This is a genomic window from Flavobacterium sp. UGB4466 (genome assembly GCF_903469665.1).
GTDB classification, from domain to species: Bacteria; Bacteroidota; Bacteroidia; order Flavobacteriales; family Flavobacteriaceae; genus Flavobacterium; species Flavobacterium lipolyticum.
Genome location: NZ_CAGKLC010000017.1, coordinates 13,003 through 34,647 on the forward strand (window position 1 = coordinate 13,003; position 21,645 = coordinate 34,647).

Genomic DNA, 21,645 nt, shown 5'->3' on the forward strand with positions numbered 1-21,645 from the left:
TTATTTTATTTAGATTTAAGCTGCGCATTGATTTTTACAAGCATTTGTACAGCATTTTCGTTTTTAGGATTTAACTCCAACGATTTTAAATAATTCTCTTTAGCAGGAACTAATTGTCCAATGGCTTCATAAATTTCACCCAAGCTGTCAAAAGCATTCGCAGAAGCCGGATATTCGGAACAATTAAGAGCAAAAATCTGAACCGAAAGATCCGTTAGTTTCTTATTAAATAAATTATAACCAAAATTGTTTAAATCGTCTTCAAAATTGTAATCAGGATATTTTAATCTTAATTTTTTAAATTGATTGACAGCAGTTTCAAACGTATTCTCACTGAATATCTCAATTAACTGAGTCTGAGGTGTTCTGATTTGTTCCAAGCTAAGCTGCAAAAATCGCGTGGTACTAGCTGCACGTGTGATCGTTATGGCTTGTAATTTATGGTTGAGTAAGTTAAAATGTATCTCGTTGGGATAATTATCGATTTTAAAAGTATTGTTTCCTAAGTAATGCATCTTAGTTTTTTCAGTATCAAAATTCTCTTTTAAAAATGGAGAGTAAAGATAAAGACTACTATTTTCTTCCTCAATTTTAGAGGTTCCCATTCCGTCATATCCATACAGAAATTCAGTATAATACCCTTTTATGGCATTTTTTAATTCTGATGGAATTTTGATTGAATTCGTTTTTATAGACTTTGCCCAGTTTAGTTTTGTGATGACTTCTTTTTCGATGTACGCCATTACGGGAAGCCTGTTAGGTTTATCACCATTGGCTAAAACGACAATTCCGTTACCATTCTTCATGGTAGCAAGTAACTCTCCGCCGGTTCCGGTATTAGAGCCATCATGCGAGAACCAGTCCAGATTTCCGTATCCAAGACTGCGCTGCCATCCGTAACTCCATCCTCTTGGACCTTTCATTGTCACCAGGTTTGTAACCTTTTCAGCCACAGCTTTAGAAATTACTTTTCCTTTACCCGCAAGTGCTTTTTGCAATTCAATCGCAATTAAGGCCAGATCAGTAGGAGTAGACCACAATCCCGAAGGTGCAACTTGTGGCGTTATAGGAATTCCTGTTCGGATTATTTTACCATTACTATTATGTACTTTAGCAGTATTTGTCAGAAAACCATTTTCATTGGGCTGAATCATGGTTGAATTCTGCAAATGCAAAGGATCAAGCAACTGTTCTTTGACAATTTGTGCCAATGGCTTTTTGAAATGATCTTCCAGAGCACATTGAATAACTACATAACCGCCACCGCTATATTGCCACTCGGTTTCAGGTTTGAAAAGAAATTCGATAGGCTTTTTAGATCGGGTTAATAATTTACCCTGCAGACTTTCTACAATTGAGGGAATGGAATCTCCCTGATAATAATCTTCGAAACCGCCCTGACTTGTTCCGGCTGTATGAGATAAAAGGTGTTTCCAGGTAACGGGTGTTTTTTGAGTAAAGTCGCTTTTAGGCAATTGCCATGATTTTAGATACTGAGAGATAGGGGCATTAAGGTCGATTAATCCTTTTTCCTCTAAAATTGTACAAACAATAGCGACGATAGGCTTTGAAATGGAGGCAGTAGAAAAAGCAGTATTCAAATCAATTTTTTCTCCTGTATCCGCTGCTTTTACACCACATTGATTCGTCCAGATTACTTTGTAATTTTCAAAAACTGCAACACTTAATCCTTTAAGATTGTATTTTGACATCATTTCTGGGGTACCATTTTTTAAGCTGTCCAAAGATTTGATTTTTTCAGAAATAGTTGTTTCCTGAGAAAAGGAAAAGGTATAAGAGGTAATCAGAAGTAAAACTAAAAAAGTTTGTTTCATTAGTAATGATTTTGGATTGCGGTACCGCTTTGAAAGTATAAGGCTCAATAATAAAAGAAAAGTAAGCTGTTTGTTCTTTGATTTGATGATGATAAATATTCTTTTATTATTGAGCTTTTATAGAATTAAGCTTTTGAGATACTTCCTGATCCCGAAACTTTTACACTTCTTTTTTCTGGATTTCCGCTGTATCTGACATCGCCGGATCCTGAAACTTTTGCACTTATACTTTCAGTACAGTTTACGCGAACGTCTCCTGATCCCGAAATGGTTACTTCAGTATTTTTTGTTTTAAGATTTGTGGCATCGATATCTCCGGAACCTGATAATATGGTTGAAAAATTCGCTGCATTTCCTTTTAAATTTACATCACCTGATCCGCTTAAAATAAATTCAAGATCGTTGGAGTCTAAAGTCAGATTAAAGTTTCCTGAGCCTGATAATCTTGCCTTAAATTTGTCACTTTTAATTGGATTTTTAGTGCGGATGTCTCCTGAACCTGCAAGGCTCAATTGAGATATGGTTTCAAAAGGTATCGTCATTTCGATCTTTTTTCCAAGACTTGGGGAGAGATTAACGCCTTTCTCAACGTAAACTTTTAAAATATTATTCTCCACTTCAACTTTTATGGCGGCCAATAAATTTTGTTCCCCTTCCAGTGTAATTTTTCCTTCTTTCCCTGCTACTAAATCCACATCAAAAAAACCGGAAATTTTTATACCATCATAATCAGAAGTGGTTCTGGTTTCAGAAACGACATTGCCATTTCCTTTTATCTTTTTATTAGACCATTGAGCATTTGCAATAAAACTGAATAAAAATGCACTGCAAACGAATAATTTAACTGATGTTTTCATTGTTTTGATTGTTTTAGATTGTTATTTTTTGATTAATGCAGCATTACCATAGCTGGTAGTTACCGTTATTTTGCTTTGTCCTTTTTTCTTGTTGTAACCGCTTATTTTTTTAGCACTGCCTTTGCTTTCCGTCACCGATGTTTCTAATGAACTGTCGTACTTGATACTCCCATATCTGGTGTTAATGTCAAAATCAAAAGAAAGATCAGCGCTGTAACCCAGTGATACATTCGTGTAGCTGCTCGTAACATTCACATTCTTTTTTTTCTCATTTAGAGTATCCACATTTATCTTTGAATAAGCAGTGTCAATATTCAAATTACCGGTGAGCTCCCCAACAGAAACACTTAAGTAATTTCCGGAACCCGTCAGCGAACTGATTTTTTGAAGTTTAAAAGTAGAGTAATTACTATCGTATTTAATATTCTGGCCTTCATCAAGCAAATACAAATCAGTGTAATTGGAGTCTATATTTAAGTTTCCGGAATGTGTTATTTTCAGGTTAGAATAGCGCGCTTCAATATTTCCGTTTTTGATAGATTCAATGGTTGAGTTCTCGCAATAGCCAATTTCAATTCGATTGCTGGAACCATTTAGTTTCCCTAACGTTATTTTTCCGTATTTACAAGTAATATCTGTGGTAGATTCTAAACTCAGCGTTGTGATATCTCCATACTTATTATTAAGTTTTACCGAACCGTTTTTCGGAATCTTAATGACATAGTTAATTTCAAAGAAATCAGCACTTCCTTTACTTCTTAACGAAGAATTTCCAAGATTTGTCACTGCAGTAACCATCGATTTAAGGGCAGTAATGTCAACATCAATACTGTTAATTCTTTGGTTTGCCCAACTTTCATTTTTGCTGGTTGCCTTTATAGTAATGTCAATGTCGATTTTATCCTCATTCCAGGTACTGACCGTGATGTCTCCGTATTTGTTGTCAATATCAATACCTGCGTTCGAATTTACGATATAGGTTTTTTTAATGTTCTTTTGCTTAGTGATGTAACTATTATCATCGTTTGAGAATCCTAAAAAAGGAAGCAAAAGGAATAGGATGAGTATTTTATAATGTTTTTTCATGTGTAGTGTTAGTTTTAAAATTTTCATTTTCTTCAATGCGTTTCAATACTGTTTGTAAAAAGGAAATACGTGTTTCCAGGTTACTGATCATGGCATAAATAATTTGTTTGTTTTCGCCGTTTTTCTGCAATTCTTTCATGATTTTTGCATAATCGGTATCAAACACCTTCATTTGTTTTAAGGCATCGTTAATAATCTGTTCATTCTGAGGAGAACTTTTTTCTTTTAATTTTACTAGCTCATTATCGATTAAAATACTGAATATCGAATCGGTTCTTTTGGCTTCCTTTGAAGCAAACTTATACTGTTTAGGCTCCTGGTAACTGTTGTAGAATATAGATACCCCCAACAATACCACAATTGAAGCAGCAATGGCCCAGACCGCATGATTTTTCTTCTTAGGTTGTTTTTTGTTTAATTTATTTAAGAAATCAAGCTGATGGTCAGAAGTTAATTCGGCTACATCCCATTGGTTCTCAAACTTTTTGAATAATTGATCTAAATCGTCATTTTCCTTTTTCATATCTCCTCTAATTTTTTTCGTAAACTTTCTTTTGCTCTGCTTAGCGTCGTCCGGCAATTAGCATAACTGATGTTTAATATTTCACTAATTTCCTCCTGATCATAACCCTCAATATAAAAAAGGGTTAAAACCATACGATAATTGTCTTTCAGGTTTGAAATCGTATCTAAGACTTGTTTTACTTTAAGTGAATTCAGGTCAATGCTGTCACTTAATACACTGTCATTTTCCTCTATTTTATAAAGGGTTTTAGTCAAATCTTCTGCCTGAAAAGCATTATTCTTTTTATAAAAATCAATACTGTAATTGATGATTATTCTTTTTAACCACGCACCAAATGCTACTTCTTGTTTATAGTCATTGATTTTTGTAAAAGCTTTCAGAAAACCTTCCTGCATGACGTCCTGTGCAAAATGTTCATCTTTCACAATGCGGAATGCCACATTGTACATCGCTTTACAATAACGATTGTAAACTTCGAACTGCGCTTTTTGGTTGTTCTCCTTACAAAGCGTGATTAATTCTTCGATATTCTGGTTAGTTATACTCAAGTAATTGTTGCTAGTTTTTAATAATGACTTTGCTTTTTTAGGTTTGTTACAGTTTTGATAAAATTAATTTTATTTTTTTTTAAAATAATTGTCTTTCTTAGGTTATTTAACTTCTATCATACAATTTCAAAACTTTCTTTTTTGCTTTTGGCACAATGATTGTCTATTTTTACCGCTAATCTTGTAAATGAAATACTTTGCATAGATTTAGCTAAAACTAGCGCCTGTAAAGTTATATTTGCGGTTAGTATGAAATATTTAATGACAAAACGACTTATATACTATTATGTCAAACCATAAAATACTCACAATTGACAATCTGTCACTTCAGGAATTTGACTCAGAAGCAGATTTGATTCCATTATTAACTCCGGAAGACGAAGAGGAAATGAATAACGAAGAGCTTCCGCTCTCGTTGCCTATTTTACCATTGCGCAATACCGTTTTATTTCCGGGAGTTGTTATTCCGATTTCGGCAGGAAGAGATAAATCAATCAAATTAATTAATGATGCCAATGCCGGCGGAAAAATTATTGGTGTGGTTTCTCAAATTAATGAAGAAGACGAAGACCCGTCAAAAGATGATATTCATAAAATTGGAACCGTAGCAAGAATTCTTCGCGTTTTAAAAATGCCTGATGGAAACGTAACCGTAATTCTACAAGGTAAAAAACGTTTTGAAATTGACGAAGTAGTTTCAGAAGAACCTTATATCACTGCCACGATCAAAGAAGTTTCAGAAGAACGTCCGACAGAAGATGATACCGAATTTACCGCAATTTTAGATTCAGTAAAAGAACTGGCGATTCAAATTATAAAAGAAAGTCCAAACATTCCGTCAGAAGCTACTTTTGCGATTAAAAACATTGAAAGCCAGTCGTTTTTAATCAATTTTGTTTCTTCCAATATGAATTTATCCGTAAAAGAAAAACAAGGTTTGTTATCGATAAACGGATTAAAAGAACGCGCGCTTGAAACTTTGCGTTACATGAACGTGGAACTGCAAAAATTAGAATTAAAGAACGACATTCAGTCAAAAGTTCGTTTTGATTTAGACCAGCAGCAGCGTGAATATTTCCTTCACCAGCAAATGAAAACCATTCAGGAAGAATTGGGAGGCGTTTCGCAGGAGGAAGAAATGGATGAAATGGGATTGAAAGCCAAAACCAAAAAGTGGGACGAGAAAACGCAGAAACATTTCGAAAAAGAATTGTCTAAAATGCGTAGAATGAACCCGCAATCTCCTGATTTTGGAATTCAGCGTAACTACCTGGAATTATTTTTAGAATTGCCTTGGGGTGAATATTCTAAAGATAAATTCGATTTAAAACATGCACAAAAAGTATTAGATAAAGATCATTTTGGACTTGAAGAAGTAAAGAAAAGAATGATTGAACATTTGGCTGTATTGAAACTTCGTAACGATATGAGATCGCCAATTATTTGTTTGACAGGACCTCCGGGAGTTGGTAAAACTTCTATCGGTCGTTCGGTTGCTGAAGCTTTAGGACGTGAGTACGTACGTATTTCCTTAGGTGGTTTACGTGATGAAGCTGAAATTCGCGGACACAGAAAGACTTATATCGGTGCTATGCCGGGACGAATCATTCAGAGTTTGAAAAAAGCCGGAACTTCGAACCCTGTTTTTATACTGGATGAGATTGATAAATTGTCAAGCGGTAACAGTGGAGACCCTTCTTCTGCTTTGTTAGAAGTATTAGATCCGGAGCAAAACAATGCTTTTTACGACAACTTCCTTGAAATGGGGTATGATTTGTCTAAAGTAATGTTTATCGCAACTTCAAACAATATGTCAGCCATTCAACCGGCATTACGCGACAGAATGGAAGTAATCAAAATGTCCGGTTACACCATCGAAGAAAAAGTTGAAATTGCCAAAAGACACCTTTTTCCGAAACAATTAGAGGCACACGGATTGACAGCTAAAGATTTGACCATTGGTAAAAAACAACTGGAAAAAATCGTAGAAGGATACACACGCGAATCCGGAGTTCGTAATTTGGAAACTAAAATTGCTCAGGTCATTCGTAATGCAGCAAAAGCAGTTGCGATGGAAGAGGAGTACAATAAAAAAGTAACCGACGAAGATATCGTGACCGTTTTGGGGGTACCAAGATTAGAACGCGATAAATATGAAAACAACGATATTGCAGGAGTAGTGACAGGTTTAGCCTGGACGAGTGTGGGTGGAGATATTTTGTTTATCGAATCTTTGATTTCTGAAGGAAAAGGAGCTTTGACCATTACCGGAAACCTTGGTAATGTAATGAAAGAATCGGCTACAATTGCTTTAGAATACATCAAAGCCAATGCTAAAAAATTAGGCTTGAATGTTGAATTGTTTCAAAAGTACAATATCCATTTACACGTACCCGAAGGCGCAACACCAAAAGACGGCCCAAGTGCCGGAATAGCCATGTTGACCTCTTTGGTTTCATTACTTACACAAAAGAAAGTAAAGAAAAGTTTAGCCATGACAGGTGAAATTACGCTTCGAGGTAAAGTCTTACCGGTAGGCGGAATTAAAGAAAAAATCCTGGCAGCAAAAAGAGCCAATATTAAAGAGATCATTTTATGTCATGAAAATAAAAGCGACATTGATGAAATTAAAGCCGAATATTTAGAAGGACTTACTTTTCATTATGTGAAAGAAATGAGTGAAGTTTTGGCTTTGGCATTGACGGATCAGAATGTTAAGAACGCGAAAACGCTGAAATAAAGTATATACTTAATCTTCAATACAAAAATTCCAAAATCCAAATTCCAATCTGAGACCTCAGTTTTGGAATTTGGATTTTTTTATTGGAATTTATTTTTATCGTATTTTATTTTTATAATTGATATAATTTTATCTTCGCACTTGCGTTATCCCTCTATAGGATCGCCCCAAAAGAATGTTAAAACAATTTGTTTTATTTTTATTAGTAACAATTTGCTCCATTAGTTATGGGCAAATAGGAGGGCGTCACACCTATCAGTTCTTGAATTTAACGACTTCTCCAAGACAGGCAGCGTTAGGAGGAGAAACCATCACGATTTATGACGAGGATGTCAATCAGGTGATGTCTAACCCAGCAGCTTTAAATGAAGATATGGACAATCGTCTTGCTTTGAATTATGGGAGTTATTATGGAGAAGCTTCTTATGGAACCGCTTCGTATGCCTATACTTACGACAGACATGTGCAGACATTCTATGCAGGAGTAAGCTATGTCAATTATGGTTCATTTGAAGGTTATGATGAAAATGGTCAGGCCACTTCTAATTTTACTGGGAGTGAGGGCGCACTTTCATTAGGGTATGCTTATAATGTTCCTTATACTGATCTGCATATTGGAGCAAGCGCCAAGTTAATAACTTCAACTTTAGAGAGTTATAATTCGATGGGAGGAGCAATTGATTTAGGTTTTTTGTATGTAATTGAAAAAAATGATGTAAATTTGGGTTTGGTAATCCGTAATATAGGTACACAGTTTACAACGTATTCGGGAATAAAGGAAAATTTACCATTTGAAATCGTGGCTGGAGTTTCTCAGGAATTAGAGCATGTGCCCCTTCGCTGGCATCTTACATTAGAAAATTTGCAACAGTGGAACATCTCTTTTTCGAATCCCGTTCGTGGGGGAACCGGCATAGATGGATCAACAAACAAAGAAAAAGTTTCGTTTTTAAACAACGCATTAAGGCATGTTGTTTTAGGAGTGGAGCTTTTCCCAAAAAAAGCATTTAATTTGCGTTTAGGATATAATTTTAGAAGGGGAGAAGAATTACGGGTGAATGAACAACGTAATTTTTCAGGAGTGTCAGTAGGATTTGGATTAAAAATGAACAGGTTAAAATTTAACTATTCTTATTCCAGATATACGTTAGCAGCAAATACAAGTCTTTTTGGTCTAATTTTAAATTTTCAGTAATGATATGAAAATACTTAGTTTGTTTTTGTTTTTAACAGTAGGTGTTTTTACGGGTGCAAAACACTACTATAAAAAAGAAACCGCTATTTCCACTTTGGAAGTAGAGCGTATGAATCTTAGAGTAAACGAAATAAAAAACATGATGAGTATTGATTCTAAATACAATACCAAAATTGCTTTTTTCGTTGATATGAGCATACCATCAGGCAAAAATCGTTTTTTTGTTTACGATCTGGTAAACAGTAAAATTATCGATCAGGGGCTTGTAGCACATGGTTCAGGATCAGAAACGGGTGTAAAAGGGAATTTACGTTTCAGTAATACTCCTAATTCCAATTGCACTGCTTTAGGCCGATATGTGATTCAGAAATGTTATAAAGGAATCTTCGGAAAAGCCTATAAATTAAACGGTCTGGATGAAACCAATAATAATGCTTTAAAAAGAGCTATAGTGTTACATTATTACTCGGCAGTTCCTTATGAAGAACAAGACTATTACATCAGTAACAGCCATGGCTGTCCAATGGTGAATGAACAGTTCTTTAAAAGACTCGAAAAATATATAGATTGTTCTAAGTCAAATATCATTCTGGATGTTTATTATTAGAAAAACTTAGAATAAAATTTCAATACACTTAAATCTTATATTGCTGTTGTTTTTCCTTCAACAGCATTTTTTTTGCCTCGATTTTATCTGTTTTTCCAACTTAATTCATTGTTTTAGTATTGTAATATGAAGAAAATCTTTATTGGTTTATTGGTTTTACTTTTGATTTTCGCGGGATATAGAATCCTCAGGAAAGACCATACTGCATCTCCTTCAGTAGCAAGAACAATTGATATTATAAAAATAAATGAAGTCCGGAGCATTATAAAAAACAATCCAAAATACAATGACAGATATGCTTTTTTTATAGATATGAAAATTCCTTCCGGTAAGAATCGCTTTTTTATATACGATCTAAAAAATAATAAAATTATTGATAAAGGTTTAGTAGCTCATGGTTTAGGATCTGAGACTAAAGTAAAAGGTAAACTAAAATTTAGTAATGTCCCTAATTCACTCAGTACTTCGTTGGGGAGATATGCTGTTGGCGGGCATTATAATGGAAAGTTTGGCAAGGCCTATAAATTATACGGATTAGATACTACAAATTCCAATGTATTTGATCGTGATATTGTTTTCCATTATTATTTTGATGTTCCGTATAAAGAGCAAAAAGGATATATTTGCAACAGCTATGGATGTCCGATGGTGAACAAAAAGTATTTTGAACGAGTGGCTAAAATAATTGATACTTCCGGATCCGATATTGTGATGAGTATTTATTATTAAGTCCGAACCAAAACAGTAAACAAGTTTAAATTAAAAAAATAAAAAATTGAAAAAAATTACCATTGCAATTGATGGATTCTCCTCTACAGGAAAGAGTACTTTGGCCAAACAATTAGCGAAAGAGTTAGAATATGTTTATGTAGATACTGGAGCAATGTACCGTGCCGTAACGTACTTTGCCATGCAAAATCAGCTTATTGCAGCCGATTTTTTTGATAAAGTAGCCCTTATAGCGGCTTTACCGAACATTCAGTTAGAATTTAGATTTAATGCCGATCTTGGTTTTGCCGAGATGTATCTTAATGGCGAAAATGTGGAGAAACAAATCAGAACCATCGAAGTTTCCAGTTTCGTTAGTAAAGTAGCAGAAGTTTCTGAAGTACGTTCTAAATTAGTGGAACAACAGCAGGAAATGGGAAAAAATAAAGGTATTGTAATGGACGGAAGAGACATTGGTACCGTAGTGTTTCCAAATGCTGAACTTAAAGTATTCATGACCGCCAGTGCCGAAACCCGTGCACAGAGACGTTTTGATGAATTACAGCAAAAAGGAGATAACGTTTCTTATGAAGACGTCCTGAAAAATGTAGTCGAGAGAGATTATATCGATACACATCGTGAAGATTCTCCTTTAATTATTGCCGATGATGCGATAGAAATAGATAATTCTTACTTAAACAGAGAAGAACAGTTTACAGCAGTACTGGAATTAGTAACAGATGTTGTTAAAACAATTTAATTTTTTGTAGATATCATTTTTAATGGTAGTTTTACCGCTTCATTTATTTTAAAGACAATTTCATCATATGGGAATTAAAAACAGGTTGATTATAATGAGCTTTCTTCAATTTTTTGTTTGGGGAGCCTGGCTTATAACAATTGGAAATTATTGGTTTGGAACTAAAAACTGGGAAGGAACCCAGTTTGGTTTGGTCTTCGGAACCATGGGAATTGCTTCTTTATTCATGCCCACCTTAACCGGGATTATTGCGGACAGATGGATTAATGCAGAAAAACTGTATGGTGTCCTGCACATTTTATATGCAGTAGTTTTATTTACTATTGCACATATTACCACCCCAGATCATTTTATATACGTAATGTTTGCTGCAATGTGTTGCTACATGCCCACCATTGCTTTGAGTAACTCGATTTCGTATACTTCGCTAAAATTGAACAATAAAAACATCGTAAAAGATTTTCCACCTATCCGTGTTTGGGGAACCGTTGGTTTTATTGCCGCAATGTGGATCACTAATTTAAGTGGAAGTAAAGCGACAGAATATCAGTTTTACATCGCCGGTGTAGGTGCATTAATTCTTGGAATTTATGCTTTTACATTACCAAAATGTGAGCCACAGCGTCTGACAAAAGAAGATGCTTCACTAGTTGAAACTTTAGGATTGGAAGCTTTTAAGTTGTTTGGAAACTACAAAATGGCTCTGTTCTTTGTATTCTCTATGTTTTTAGGCGGGGCTTTACAATTGACGAATGCTTATGGAGACGTATTTTTAGACGAATTCAAACATTTTCCTAAATATGCAGATTCTTTTGTAATCCAGTATTCGACTATCATCATGTCGATCTCTCAGGTTTCTGAAACATTATTTATTCTCGCAATTCCATTTTTCTTAAGACGTTTTGGAATCAAACAGGTAATGCTGATTAGTATGTTGGCCTGGGTACTGCGTTTCGGATTATTTGGTTTTGGAGATCCTGTAGGCGGTTTATGGATGATCATATTGTCATGTATTGTGTACGGAATGGCATTTGATTTCTTCAATATCTCAGGTTCTTTATTTGTTGAAAGCAATACGGATTCGAAAATACGTTCGTCTGCGCAAGGATTATTTATGATGATGACCAATGGTGTAGGAGCCGTTTTAGGAAGTTTAACTTCAGGTTGGGCTATTGATCGTTTCTTTACCAAATCATTTGCAAATACTACTGAGTTAGCTGGATTTTTGCAAACTGACAGCACAAATTCAATAATGTTGGAATTTGTAAAAAAGCAAGGTAATTCTGTTTCTAGTGATGGAGTTTTTGCTAACCCTATATTAATGAAAGACTGGCAAACCATCTGGCTGTCATTTGCCGCTTATGCCTTAGTAATTGCAATTGCATTTGCGATTTTGTTTAAACACAAACATGACCCGAAAGAATTAGAGAATTTAAGTCATTAAAAATATAAGACACTGTCTGAGATCCCGTTTTCAATTGATGAAAACGGGATTTTTTTTGAAATAAGCCGCATCGTTAATTGACTTCGATGCGATTAAATTGAAACAGCTCATTTTTGGCGGATTTTGCTGTAATATAGTATTGTCCAACAGGCAAATCAATTTCAATTGTGTTGTTTTTTGGAGCTACTAAGATAGATTGAATCGGAATTAGTAAATCTGCATTTTTAGTCACATTATACTCTTCTAATAGGAAAACGTCAACCAATAGTGCTTCGTTTTTAAATTGTGAGAGCTTCTGGTCTTTCAGATTAACTTTTTTAAAAGTCTGATTAGGGTAAACAGACTGCAGGTTCGCTTCAAGATTATTGATTACAAAATAATCAGCACTTGATTTCATTAAAGTATCTTTTGCAAATACAGCTTTAGGAAGTAAAACTAGTTTTTCTTTTGTATCCATCATAACAGTTTCCTGATTGATGGTAATGGGATCTATGTTCGAGTATTCCTTTAAATAATTGGCCATAAGACGCTTTTTTCCTACTTCTTCCAGATGACCATGACCTACATAAATGAAAATTTTTGCCTTTGGATCTTTTTCCAGTATTCTCATGATATTTTTAGCTTGACCTATTTCCCGGTCTACCTTCTGATCAGAATTTTCATGCCCCACTAAAGTAAATCCCATAGCATTTGCTTTTCTTACGAAATGGCCGAAATAAGGGTCTTTAATATAAAATCCATTTCTAGCATTTGGAACGGGCGCTGTATTGGTACTATAGTTTGGAACAAAGGTCTCCATAGAAATCACAGTGAATCCTTTTTGTTTTAAAACATCCAAAAGATTTAGTGCAAACAACCGATGTTTGGGATAAAAATGATCCTCATTGAGTATAATAATCTGATTGCTGTTAGCGAGATCTGCAATTGCTGCGATTACAGATTCGTCTCTTTTGACCTCATTTTTAGTTAGAGAATTTAGAACAGTTTGTTTAAAATCACTTTTATCGCTTTCATGTTCTTTAAGCAGTAAATTATATTCTTTATTATTACCTATAAATGAATTGATCGTCAGGTATAAAGGGGTCTTTAACATTATTTTTTTTGGATCTTTTATAGGTACCTGCTTTATTTTTTCTCTTCCCTGCAGGTAGTTTTTATGAGATTCAGAGGTATAATAATTAAATAGCTGCATATAAGACAATTTATTCAAAGAGGTACTGTCCAGATGGACCCTTCGGATATTTTCGCTAGCCTTTTCCAAATGATTGGAATTACCAGACATTCGTGTAAGTGAAATGATTTTTTTTGCTCCCTTTTGTTTTTCAAAAATTATAATGCCATTGATACTATCATTTCGAACTAATTTTTCGTGAACAATAGTGTCAGTTGGTTTTTCAATCTTTTCAAAGAAATAATAGCTTTCTAAATTTTGATTCGTTTTATAACTAAGTATTGCCTTTGCGGCAGATATATCTTTATAATTCCCAATTTGCTTCCTTAGTGTACTTCTATTAATCTTAGAAAGATCTTTATAGCTCACATTTTCCGGTATGTCGATGGAAACATCCAGTAATGTATTGTAGAATAAATCGCCTTTGTTTTTATCGCCGGCAATATAATTGTGCTGTATAACATTTTGCTGGCCGGTTTTGCACCCAACCAATAGTAAAAAACAACTTGCGGAATAATAATATTTGTGAAATTTGATGGGAGTTAATTTTATCATAGTTTTAGAAGAATAGAATAACAAATGTAAGACAAATCGCCATTGTTTTTTCCCCGGCGGAAAATAAAAGCAGTTAACCGAACAATACTATTTAGAAATCTGACAGGAATTAATTTTATCATATTTTTTGAAGTATGAAACAACAAATATCATTGCTTTCTAAAGGTTTGCATGCCGATTTATTATCGTAAATCTATACTATATTAGCCCGTTAAGAGAATTAATTCTAATAGGCTTCTGATCTCGACTTTGTTTGACACGAAATGTTACAGCAACTATGAGATTAATGTAACTTAATGGTTAACAGGATTGTTTTTTTTAGTGGATGATAAAATTGTACAGGAAAAAAGCCGTGAAGTACAATTTGTCTTACTTTTTTATGAGATATCTTTGTTTGTGTAATGAGAGGAGAATGTCATCTAATAAATAAAAGTATGAGAAATAAAATCGCCGGATCTGCTGTTTTTTATATTGCATTACTGAAATTTCTAACGTCAAATGCTCAAATTCATTCAGAGAAACCTGTTTTTCATTATTCCGTAATGGACGCGTTACGCAATGGTGCTTATACAGGAGAATTTACTATTGCCGAGTTGAGAGAAAAGGGAAATTTCGGAATAGGGACTTACAATTATTTAGATGGCGAAATGATCGTACTTGAAGGTATTTGTTATCGGGTAGATGCTTCCGGAGCAGTTAGTATTGCTGAAACCAGTCTTCAGACACCATTTGCTTCTGTGGCATTCTTTAAATCCGATGTTGAGTTTGAACTCTCCAACGTAAAAAACATCGAAGAACTTCAGAATGAGGTGATAAAAAGACTACCGTCTTCTAATAAACTTTATGCCATACGTATTGATTGTACATTTGAGATTATTACTGTAGGCAGTGCCAAACGTCTTGGTGAAAATGAAACTACCGGATTAGCCGAGCTAATGAAATCAAGACCTTTGTACTCAAAAGAACATGTTTCTGGAACAATGGTTGGTTTTTACAATCCGCCTTATTTTTCAGCGATTGATTTGTCTCCGTTTCATTTTCATTTTATTTCAAAAGACCGTACTTATGGCGGACACGTGATGTCTGGTAAATTGACTGCAGCAGCCATAAAAGTAAGTCTTGATCAAAAACCGGGCTGTGAGGTTATTTTGCCACAGCAGAACAGTGTCTTCAACAAACCGTGGACAAAAGAAAACAATGTTAAAAGCGCTTATTAAAAAGACCGCTTATTAAATTTTAAAAATCAAAAAACATGACAAAATTAAAATTAGCAATTTCTGCAATGATTTTGCTCGGTACTGCTATGGCAGCACAGCAGACGAAAGAAATCCAACATCTAAAATTTGATAATTTGGGATGGGAACAATTGGGGGATAAATTACATCGTAAATACGTGTATGGGGAGCAAGGGATGCTGGCGTTGTTTAAGATGGATAAAGGGGCCAAAGTACCACTCCATCAACATCCAAATGAGCAAACGACTTATATTACAAAGGGAAGCGTAAAAGTGACCATGCAAGGTAAAGAGTACATAGTTAACACCGGAGAAGTATTGATTATTCCGGGCAATATACCGCATGAATTTGAATGTCTGGAAGACGGAACATTAGACATTGATTTTTTTGCTCCTCCGCGCAAAGACTGGATTGAGGGAACTGCCAGTTATTTCGGGAATTCAAACACAACAGCAGCAGCTCTCGAAGTAGTTGCCGCTATGGATATACGCCCGGGTGACGTTGCTGTATCAGCCGAGGGTCGTGTTTTTGCAACCATTCATCCGTTAGGAAGTCAGAAGATGCAATTGGTAGAAATTGTAAACGGAAAAGCGATTCCTTACCCATCTGTAGCTTATCAGAAATATAACGCAAAAGCAACCGATACAAAATTTGATGCGATGTTAGGACTAATCTTTGATAAAAACAATCAGTTATGGGTTACCGATATGGGACTCGAATTAGGTAAATCCAGACTTTGGGCCTTTGACATCAGTAAGAATAAGGTAGTTCAAAAAATTGAATTGCCTCAAACTGTTGCGCCTAAAGGTACATTCACGCAGGATGTTGCCATTGATGAAAAAAATGGTTTTGCTTACTTAGCCGATATTGCCAACCCAGGTATTATTGTTTTGAATCTGAAAACAAAAAAAACACGTCGATTTAGCGGACATACTTCTTTACAGGCAGAAAACAAAGACATGATTATTGACGGGAAAGTGATCTATTTTGGCGGAAAACCGGCGCGTGTAGCTATTGACCCGATTACACTTTCAAATGACAGGGAAACAATCTTTTTTGGAGCTATGAATGGAACTTCCTGGTATAGTGTACCGGCTAGATTATTCAGAGAAGGAAAAAGTGATGCTGAAATTAATAAGGCAATAAGAAAAGCAGGTAACAAACCTTTTAGTGACGGTGCTTTGACAGATGAATATGGAAATCATTATTTTACGAATCTGCAAGAACACTCCATAACAAAACTGGACATTTCAGGTAAATTGACTACGGTCGTACAGGATGCTCAAAAAATGCAATGGCCGGACAATGTTTATAAAGGACCTGATGGTTGGATGTACATTTCAGTCAATCAGCTCAATAGTTCGCCAGCTTTTACAGGTGCGGACGATCAGGGAAAACCTCCTTATTATATTTATCGTTTCAAACTGTAAATCAATCTTTTATATTTTGTATGATAACAATAGTGCTTGTATCCGATTGATTTTACCGAATATTATCATTTTATAACCGATTATTACGTAAGTGATAACGCATTTTTAAAACGTGTCGTCAAATAGTACGAATAGACTTACTTTTGAACAAACAGTATCACCCTTTTATAGATTCTGTTGGTGTTCGTAAAGTAAAAGTTAATCTTTAATAATAAGCAATAAAAAAATAGTCAGTGTAGTAATGCTATTTTGCGTTCTTGTGGCAAATGCTCAAGATAAGGAAAAAAAAAGTGAAACTAGAGTAGGGTAAACATGGCTTTTGGTATAAGTGGAGTCAAATACAAGAATGCGAAGTCTACCACATTTGGAATGTTTGAAGTAGCTTACCGTTACAACATTAGGGGAAAATTTAAGGCAGGAGGTGATTTGAGTTACCTTAGAACCGAAGATAAATTTGAAAAAAGCAAAACATTTGGGGCCTTCGTGGAGTTGGGTTTTGGATATAAAGGAATTGCTACGGCAGGGCTTAATTATAAATTTTAAAGAAAGATTTAACAAGTAGACTAACTAGAACCAATTATTAAAATTTAACCATTTTTAAGAGGGGAGAAATCTCCTCTTTTTTTTGTCATTACGCTGGATTTTTCACAGCAACTAGCTCACTGGAATACTTATACCAATGTGTTAAATTAATAAGATTCTTATTCGAATTAAATGGTATTTGAAAATAAAGGTATTGATATTCAGGGTTATGTGTTTTTTAACTTAGAGTATATTCCACATTTACACTAAAAGTTATCAATTATTCCACAGTTGATGCACTTATTGAAATCGGCATTTGAGTCCCATAAGACCACCCTATATTTGTACTCAGAAAGCAAGTTTTATCAACTAACAGCTCCTTTAAGAATTAAACAACAGGCAAGCCATGATGATTTGTATATCATAAACTTTGATCTTAGCGAAGAGTTCAACTGGATTCAGATTCGTGATATTAGTTATAAAATAGGTTCCTTAGCGAATTTAGGACTCTTTGTTTGGAAGAATAGCATAGAAAATATTTATGAACATGCAGCCGGAAAGAGGATATTTACAATGCGTTTAATCGTGGATCAGAAGTTACTTCGTCCTATCTATATTCATAAACTAAACGATAAACTAGCTTTAAAAAGCAACGATAAATTTGACAGCAAAGAACTTTGCTTTCACGATCTTATTGACAGCAATAGCAGAATACTGATTGATTCGATAAAGCATAAGGATGTTTTAAATCAATTTTCAAGTTTCTATCTCAAAGGAGTCGCTTTAAAATTACTGGGAAACTTTATTCAGCGGTATTCAGATACCGTTTTACCTTCATGCAGAATAAAAAAAACAGACCTGACCGGCATAGAGATTTCTAAAAAGTATTTACTGCAAAATTTAAAAAATAAATTCCCCGGAATTGGAGAGTTGTCAAAAGTTGCCAATATGTCGACCAGTAAATACAAAAGACTCTTTAAAGAAATTGAAGGTGTAACACCAAATGATTTTTTTAAGAGAGAAAAAATTATTTTGGCGCACCAATTATTGTGTAGCGGATCTTATGATTCTATTGTTCGGTTGGCCTATGATCTTAATTTCACCAGAGCAGATTATTTTTCAAAGAAATATTTTAAAGTTTTTGGAAGAAATCCTTCTAAAGATTTGATTGAAAAAAGCATATAAATACTTTTAAAACACATGCTGTTTTCTAAAATTAAGTTTTAGGAAACAGCTTTTCTAATTTAAACCGGGATAACTGTAAATCTTTAGCTGCTAATATAAATGTTTATACAGGCAGGTTTTTCTCAAATGCTGATCCAAATGAAAAGAACGAATCGGAGCTTCCTACACCTTCAATTTGATGGATTTGCTCGTACAAAATTTTGCGGAGCTCTTCATTATTAACGGCCACAATTTTTATAAACAAGGCATACTTTCCCGAAACCCAATGGCACTCTACAACTTCCGGAATTTCTTTTAATTTTTCGGCAATAGAATAGGAAAATCGTGCTTCTTTAGTCACAATTCCTGTATAGGTAGTGGTTTCAAAACCAATTTCTTTAGGATTTAATTTTACCGAAAAACCGGTAATAATTCCCGATTCCTGTAATTTTCTAACTCTTAAATGTACCAATGAATTGGATATGTTTAATTCTTTGGCAAGATCTGAAAAAGAGATTCTTCCATTTTCACTTAGTTTATGTATGATTTCACGGTCTAAATAGTCAGTATTTTCATTCTTCTTGATACTTGGCATGGTTGGGCGTAGTTTAGAGATTTCTATTATTTTGACAATTCTTAAGTTAAAAATGATTTTATAAGTGTCAAAATTACAAAAAAAAGGATATGAAATGTCGGATTTTAAATAAACGTAAAAGTAAGGTGTTATAATAACACTTTTATATATAAATTTGTGTGATAATCACACTATTTTAACAAAACGGAAATGGATAAAAATCAATTACTTATGAAATTATGGGAGCAATATGCCAATATTACCCCATCTGCAAGAAGAATACATGAATTACTGGAAGAAAGAGGAGAAGAGATAAAAAATGACCATATAGCGATTCGTACTTTTAATGATAAACGTGTAAATATTGAGGTTTTGGAAAAAGCTTTCCTGAATGTTGGTTATGAAGCAAAAGGAGAATATAATTTTGAGAGCAAAAAACTTTTTGCCAAACATTATGAGCACGCTACTGATAAGGATGCACCAAGAATTTTTATTTCGGAGCTGGAATTAGAAAAATGTTCCTCTGAGTTACAGGACACGGTACAAAATATCCTGAACAGTTGTGATCAGAACTTATTTAACGATCCTGAATTAGTTTTAAGCGGATCTGTATGGAACGGGAATTCGCAGGCCATCTATAAATCTTTATTAGAGGAATCGGAGTATGCAGCCTGGATGTATGTTTACGGTTTCAGAGCGAATCACTTTACGATTAGTACCAATGCATTAAAAGGATTTAACACCTTAGAAGAACTTAATACTTTTCTGGAAAACAGCGGATGGAAACTGAATGCTTCCGGTGGAAAAATCAAAGGAACTCCGGAGCAATTATTAGAGCAATCCAGTACACTTGCTGATTTGTATGTAGTTGATTTTGAAGAGGGTGTATTAGAAATTCCATCTTGTTATTATGAGTTTGCCCTTCGTTACCCAATGGCGAATGGCGAATTGTATCAGGGATTTGTAGCATCGTCTGCCGATAAAATATTTGAAAGTACAGATGTAAAGCTGCAGGAGGCTAAATAATCACAGGAATTAAGTATAGTTATCGTTATCATAATCAGTTTTATACAATTTAAAACTGAACAACCTATTTTAAAAAAGTCATAATGGCAGTAACAGAATTACAATTCGGAATAAAGGAAGCTTTAAGCCAATTGGGAATAAAAGAAGTTAATGAGGGAACTTCAACCGGATTGAATCATTTTTCGGGAGGAGAAATTCTGGAGAGTTATTCTCCGGTTGACGGACAATTGATCGCAAAAGTAAAAACATCAACTGCTGCTGATTATGAAAAAGTGATGGAGGCAGCAACAGCTGCTTTCAAGCAGTTCAGACTGATGCCGGCACCACAGCGTGGAGAAATTGTACGTCAGTTTGGGGAGAAGTTGCGTGTGCATAAAGAGGCATTAGGAAAATTGGTTTCTTACGAGATGGGAAAATCTTTGCAGGAAGGTTATGGTGAAGTGCAGGAAATGATTGATATCTGCGATTTTGCAGTTGGACTTTCCCGTCAGCTTCACGGATTAACGATGCATTCAGAACGCCCGGGACATCGTATGTACGAACAGTATCATTCTTTGGGGGTAGTTGGAATTATTTCGGCTTTTAACTTTCCGGTGGCTGTTTGGGCGTGGAATACAGCCCTGGCATGGATTTGTGGAGATGTTTGCGTTTGGAAACCATCAGAGAAAACGCCTATTTGTGCCATAGCTTGTCAGAATATTATAAGTGAGGTTATCAAAGAGAATAATTTACCGGAAGGTATTTCAGGTTTGATCAATGGGGACTATACCATTGGAGAGTTACTGACAAAGGATACACGTGTTCCTTTAATTTCGGCTACAGGTTCAACCCGCATGGGAAAAATTGTAGCGCAGGTAGTTGCAGGACGTTTAGGAAAATCATTATTGGAGCTGGGAGGAAACAATGCGATCATTGTAACTCCGGATGCTGATATTAAAATGACGGTTATTGGTGCTGTTTTTGGAGCCGTTGGAACTGCGGGACAAAGGTGTACGTCGACACGCCGTTTAATTATTCACGAAAGTATATTCGACAAAGTAAAAGATGCAATAGTGGCTGCCTACAAGCAATTACGCATCGGAAATCCGTTGGACGAAAAGAATCATGTTGGTCCGTTGATCGATACTCAGGCAGTTGAAATGTATCAGCAGGCGCTAAGAAAAGTGGTAGCCGAAGGAGGAAAAATTCTGGTTGAAGGCGGTGTACTTTCAGGTTCGGGATACGAAAGCGGCTGTTACGTAAAACCTGCTATTGCAGAGGCTGATAATTCATTTGAAATCGTACAACACGAGACTTTTGCTCCGGTTTTATATTTATTAAAATACTCAGGGACTGTAGAGAATGCGATCGGCATTCAAAACGGTGTAGCACAAGGCTTATCCTCAGCAATCATGACTAATAATTTAAGAGAAGCCGAATTATTTTTATCGGTTACCGGCTCTGACTGCGGTATTGCGAATGTTAACATCGGTACTTCCGGTGCTGAAATTGGCGGTGCTTTTGGCGGAGAAAAGGAAACAGGCGGTGGGAGAGAATCCGGCTCCGATGCCTGGAAAGTGTACATGCGCAGACAAACCAATACCATTAATTATACCACTAGTCTGCCATTGGCACAAGGAATAAAGTTTGACTTATAAAATAAACGAATACCAGCAGTTTTTC

19 protein-coding genes are annotated in these 21,645 nt (G+C 35.0%); 12 read left to right on the forward strand and 7 right to left on the reverse strand.

Annotation, left to right across the window (positions count from 1 at the left end; genetic code table 11):
• Positions 1-5: 5 nt before the first annotated feature.
• The 5 genes from JO950_RS06840 to JO950_RS06860 all read right to left on the reverse strand — a co-directional run bounded on the left by JO950_RS06840 (position 6) and on the right by JO950_RS06860 (position 4,852).
• Positions 6-1,835 carry a serine hydrolase domain-containing protein gene (locus JO950_RS06840; RefSeq protein WP_202701973.1) on the reverse strand — a complete coding sequence of 610 codons (1,830 nt, stop codon included), beginning with the start codon at positions 1,833-1,835 and terminating at the stop codon, positions 6-8.
• A 125-nt stretch (positions 1,836-1,960) separates the two neighbouring features.
• Positions 1,961-2,692 carry a head GIN domain-containing protein gene (locus JO950_RS06845; RefSeq protein WP_202701974.1) on the reverse strand — a complete coding sequence of 244 codons (732 nt, stop codon included), beginning with the start codon at positions 2,690-2,692 and terminating at the stop codon, positions 1,961-1,963.
• Between the two features lie 21 nt (positions 2,693-2,713).
• Entirely contained in the window at positions 2,714-3,778 is a 1,065-nt protein-coding gene (locus JO950_RS06850) for a hypothetical protein (RefSeq protein ID WP_230000865.1), read from the reverse strand.
• Positions 3,762-4,301, reverse strand: coding sequence for an anti-sigma factor (locus tag JO950_RS06855; RefSeq protein ID WP_089077905.1), 540 nt, complete (start codon positions 4,299-4,301; stop codon positions 3,762-3,764). The genes JO950_RS06850 and JO950_RS06855 overlap by 17 nt, the downstream gene beginning before the upstream one ends.
• The gene (locus JO950_RS06860; protein ID WP_026110196.1) at positions 4,298-4,852 is read right to left on the reverse strand and encodes an RNA polymerase sigma factor; all 555 of its coding nucleotides are present in this window, start codon (positions 4,850-4,852) and stop codon (positions 4,298-4,300) included. Before JO950_RS06860 ends, JO950_RS06855 begins: the two co-directional genes overlap by 4 nt.
• Positions 4,853-5,138: 286 nt before the next feature.
• On the opposite strand from JO950_RS06860, the gene lon reads away from it, so the two are divergent.
• From lon to JO950_RS06890, 6 genes are all read left to right on the forward strand, one after another.
• Complete coding sequence (gene lon, locus JO950_RS06865) at positions 5,139-7,592, forward strand: endopeptidase La (protein ID WP_202701976.1); 2,454 nt, start codon at positions 5,139-5,141, stop codon at positions 7,590-7,592.
• Positions 7,593-7,767: 175 nt separating this feature from the next.
• Positions 7,768-8,787, forward strand: a complete 1,020-nt coding sequence (gene porQ, locus JO950_RS06870) for a type IX secretion system protein PorQ (protein ID WP_202701977.1) — start codon at positions 7,768-7,770, stop codon at positions 8,785-8,787.
• A gap of 4 nt (positions 8,788-8,791) precedes the next feature.
• On the forward strand, positions 8,792-9,394 hold the full coding sequence (locus tag JO950_RS06875) for a murein L,D-transpeptidase catalytic domain-containing protein (protein WP_202701978.1): 603 nt from the start codon (positions 8,792-8,794) through the stop codon (positions 9,392-9,394).
• A gap of 126 nt (positions 9,395-9,520) precedes the next feature.
• Positions 9,521-10,123 (forward strand): murein L,D-transpeptidase catalytic domain-containing protein, encoded by a 603-nt coding sequence (locus tag JO950_RS06880; RefSeq protein ID WP_202701979.1) that lies wholly within the window; start codon positions 9,521-9,523, stop codon positions 10,121-10,123.
• Between the two features lie 46 nt (positions 10,124-10,169).
• The gene (cmk, locus tag JO950_RS06885; protein WP_202701980.1) at positions 10,170-10,862 is read left to right on the forward strand and encodes a (d)CMP kinase; all 693 of its coding nucleotides are present in this window, start codon (positions 10,170-10,172) and stop codon (positions 10,860-10,862) included.
• A gap of 67 nt (positions 10,863-10,929) precedes the next feature.
• The gene (locus tag JO950_RS06890; protein ID WP_202701981.1) at positions 10,930-12,306 is read left to right on the forward strand and encodes a nucleoside permease; all 1,377 of its coding nucleotides are present in this window, start codon (positions 10,930-10,932) and stop codon (positions 12,304-12,306) included.
• Positions 12,307-12,379: 73 nt separating this feature from the next.
• Here the strand turns inward: JO950_RS06890 and JO950_RS06895 are convergent, their stop codons facing one another.
• Entirely contained in the window at positions 12,380-14,032 is a 1,653-nt protein-coding gene (locus JO950_RS06895; RefSeq protein WP_202701982.1) for a hypothetical protein, read from the reverse strand.
• A 434-nt stretch (positions 14,033-14,466) separates the two neighbouring features.
• Between JO950_RS06895 and budA the strand changes: the two genes are divergently transcribed.
• The 4 genes from budA (at position 14,467) to JO950_RS06915 (ending at position 18,404) form a co-directional block, all read left to right on the forward strand.
• Positions 14,467-15,249, forward strand: coding sequence for an acetolactate decarboxylase (gene budA, locus JO950_RS06900; RefSeq protein ID WP_202701983.1), 783 nt, complete (start codon positions 14,467-14,469; stop codon positions 15,247-15,249).
• Between the two features lie 35 nt (positions 15,250-15,284).
• Positions 15,285-16,697, forward strand: a complete 1,413-nt coding sequence (locus tag JO950_RS06905; RefSeq protein WP_202701984.1) for an L-dopachrome tautomerase-related protein — start codon at positions 15,285-15,287, stop codon at positions 16,695-16,697.
• 312 nt (positions 16,698-17,009) lie between these two features.
• A complete protein-coding gene (locus tag JO950_RS06910; protein ID WP_202701985.1) occupies positions 17,010-17,240 on the forward strand; it encodes a hypothetical protein in 231 nt (76 codons plus the stop codon).
• Positions 17,241-17,561: 321 nt separating this feature from the next.
• Complete coding sequence (locus JO950_RS06915; RefSeq protein WP_202701986.1) at positions 17,562-18,404, forward strand: helix-turn-helix domain-containing protein; 843 nt, start codon at positions 17,562-17,564, stop codon at positions 18,402-18,404.
• Positions 18,405-18,507: 103 nt separating this feature from the next.
• On the opposite strand, the gene JO950_RS06920 is transcribed toward JO950_RS06915, so the two are convergent.
• Positions 18,508-18,978: an Lrp/AsnC family transcriptional regulator gene (locus tag JO950_RS06920; RefSeq protein ID WP_202701987.1), complete on the reverse strand. Its 471-nt coding sequence runs from the start codon at positions 18,976-18,978 to the stop codon at positions 18,508-18,510.
• Between the two features lie 210 nt (positions 18,979-19,188).
• On the opposite strand from JO950_RS06920, the gene JO950_RS06925 reads away from it, so the two are divergent.
• Complete coding sequence (locus JO950_RS06925) at positions 19,189-19,983, forward strand: DUF1338 domain-containing protein (RefSeq protein ID WP_237732300.1); 795 nt, start codon at positions 19,189-19,191, stop codon at positions 19,981-19,983.
• An 83-nt stretch (positions 19,984-20,066) separates the two neighbouring features.
• Positions 20,067-21,620, forward strand: coding sequence for an aldehyde dehydrogenase family protein (locus JO950_RS06930; protein WP_202701989.1), 1,554 nt, complete (start codon positions 20,067-20,069; stop codon positions 21,618-21,620).
• Positions 21,621-21,645: the final 25 nt, after the last annotated feature.

Coding starts and splice junctions, on each gene's coding strand:
- JO950_RS06930 (WP_202701989.1), top strand. CDS start 20,067: ATGGCAGTAACAGAATTACAATTCGGAATAAAGGAAGCTTTAAGCCAA.
- JO950_RS06880 (WP_202701979.1), top strand. CDS start 9,521: ATGAAGAAAATCTTTATTGGTTTATTGGTTTTACTTTTGATTTTCGCG.
- JO950_RS06890 (WP_202701981.1), top strand. CDS start 10,930: ATGGGAATTAAAAACAGGTTGATTATAATGAGCTTTCTTCAATTTTTT.
- JO950_RS06845 (WP_202701974.1), bottom strand. CDS start 2,692: ATGAAAACATCAGTTAAATTATTCGTTTGCAGTGCATTTTTATTCAGT.
- JO950_RS06850 (WP_230000865.1), bottom strand. CDS start 3,778: ATGAAAAAACATTATAAAATACTCATCCTATTCCTTTTGCTTCCTTTT.
- JO950_RS06855 (WP_089077905.1), bottom strand. CDS start 4,301: ATGAAAAAGGAAAATGACGATTTAGATCAATTATTCAAAAAGTTTGAG.
- porQ (WP_202701977.1), top strand. CDS start 7,768: ATGTTAAAACAATTTGTTTTATTTTTATTAGTAACAATTTGCTCCATT.
- JO950_RS06840 (WP_202701973.1), bottom strand. CDS start 1,835: ATGAAACAAACTTTTTTAGTTTTACTTCTGATTACCTCTTATACCTTT.
- JO950_RS06920 (WP_202701987.1), bottom strand. CDS start 18,978: ATGCCAAGTATCAAGAAGAATGAAAATACTGACTATTTAGACCGTGAA.
- JO950_RS06875 (WP_202701978.1), top strand. CDS start 8,792: ATGAAAATACTTAGTTTGTTTTTGTTTTTAACAGTAGGTGTTTTTACG.
- JO950_RS06895 (WP_202701982.1), bottom strand. CDS start 14,032: ATGATAAAATTAACTCCCATCAAATTTCACAAATATTATTATTCCGCA.
- JO950_RS06905 (WP_202701984.1), top strand. CDS start 15,285: ATGACAAAATTAAAATTAGCAATTTCTGCAATGATTTTGCTCGGTACT.
- lon (WP_202701976.1), top strand. CDS start 5,139: ATGTCAAACCATAAAATACTCACAATTGACAATCTGTCACTTCAGGAA.
- JO950_RS06910 (WP_202701985.1), top strand. CDS start 17,010: ATGGCTTTTGGTATAAGTGGAGTCAAATACAAGAATGCGAAGTCTACC.
- JO950_RS06925 (WP_237732300.1), top strand. CDS start 19,189: ATGAAATTATGGGAGCAATATGCCAATATTACCCCATCTGCAAGAAGA.
- budA (WP_202701983.1), top strand. CDS start 14,467: ATGAGAAATAAAATCGCCGGATCTGCTGTTTTTTATATTGCATTACTG.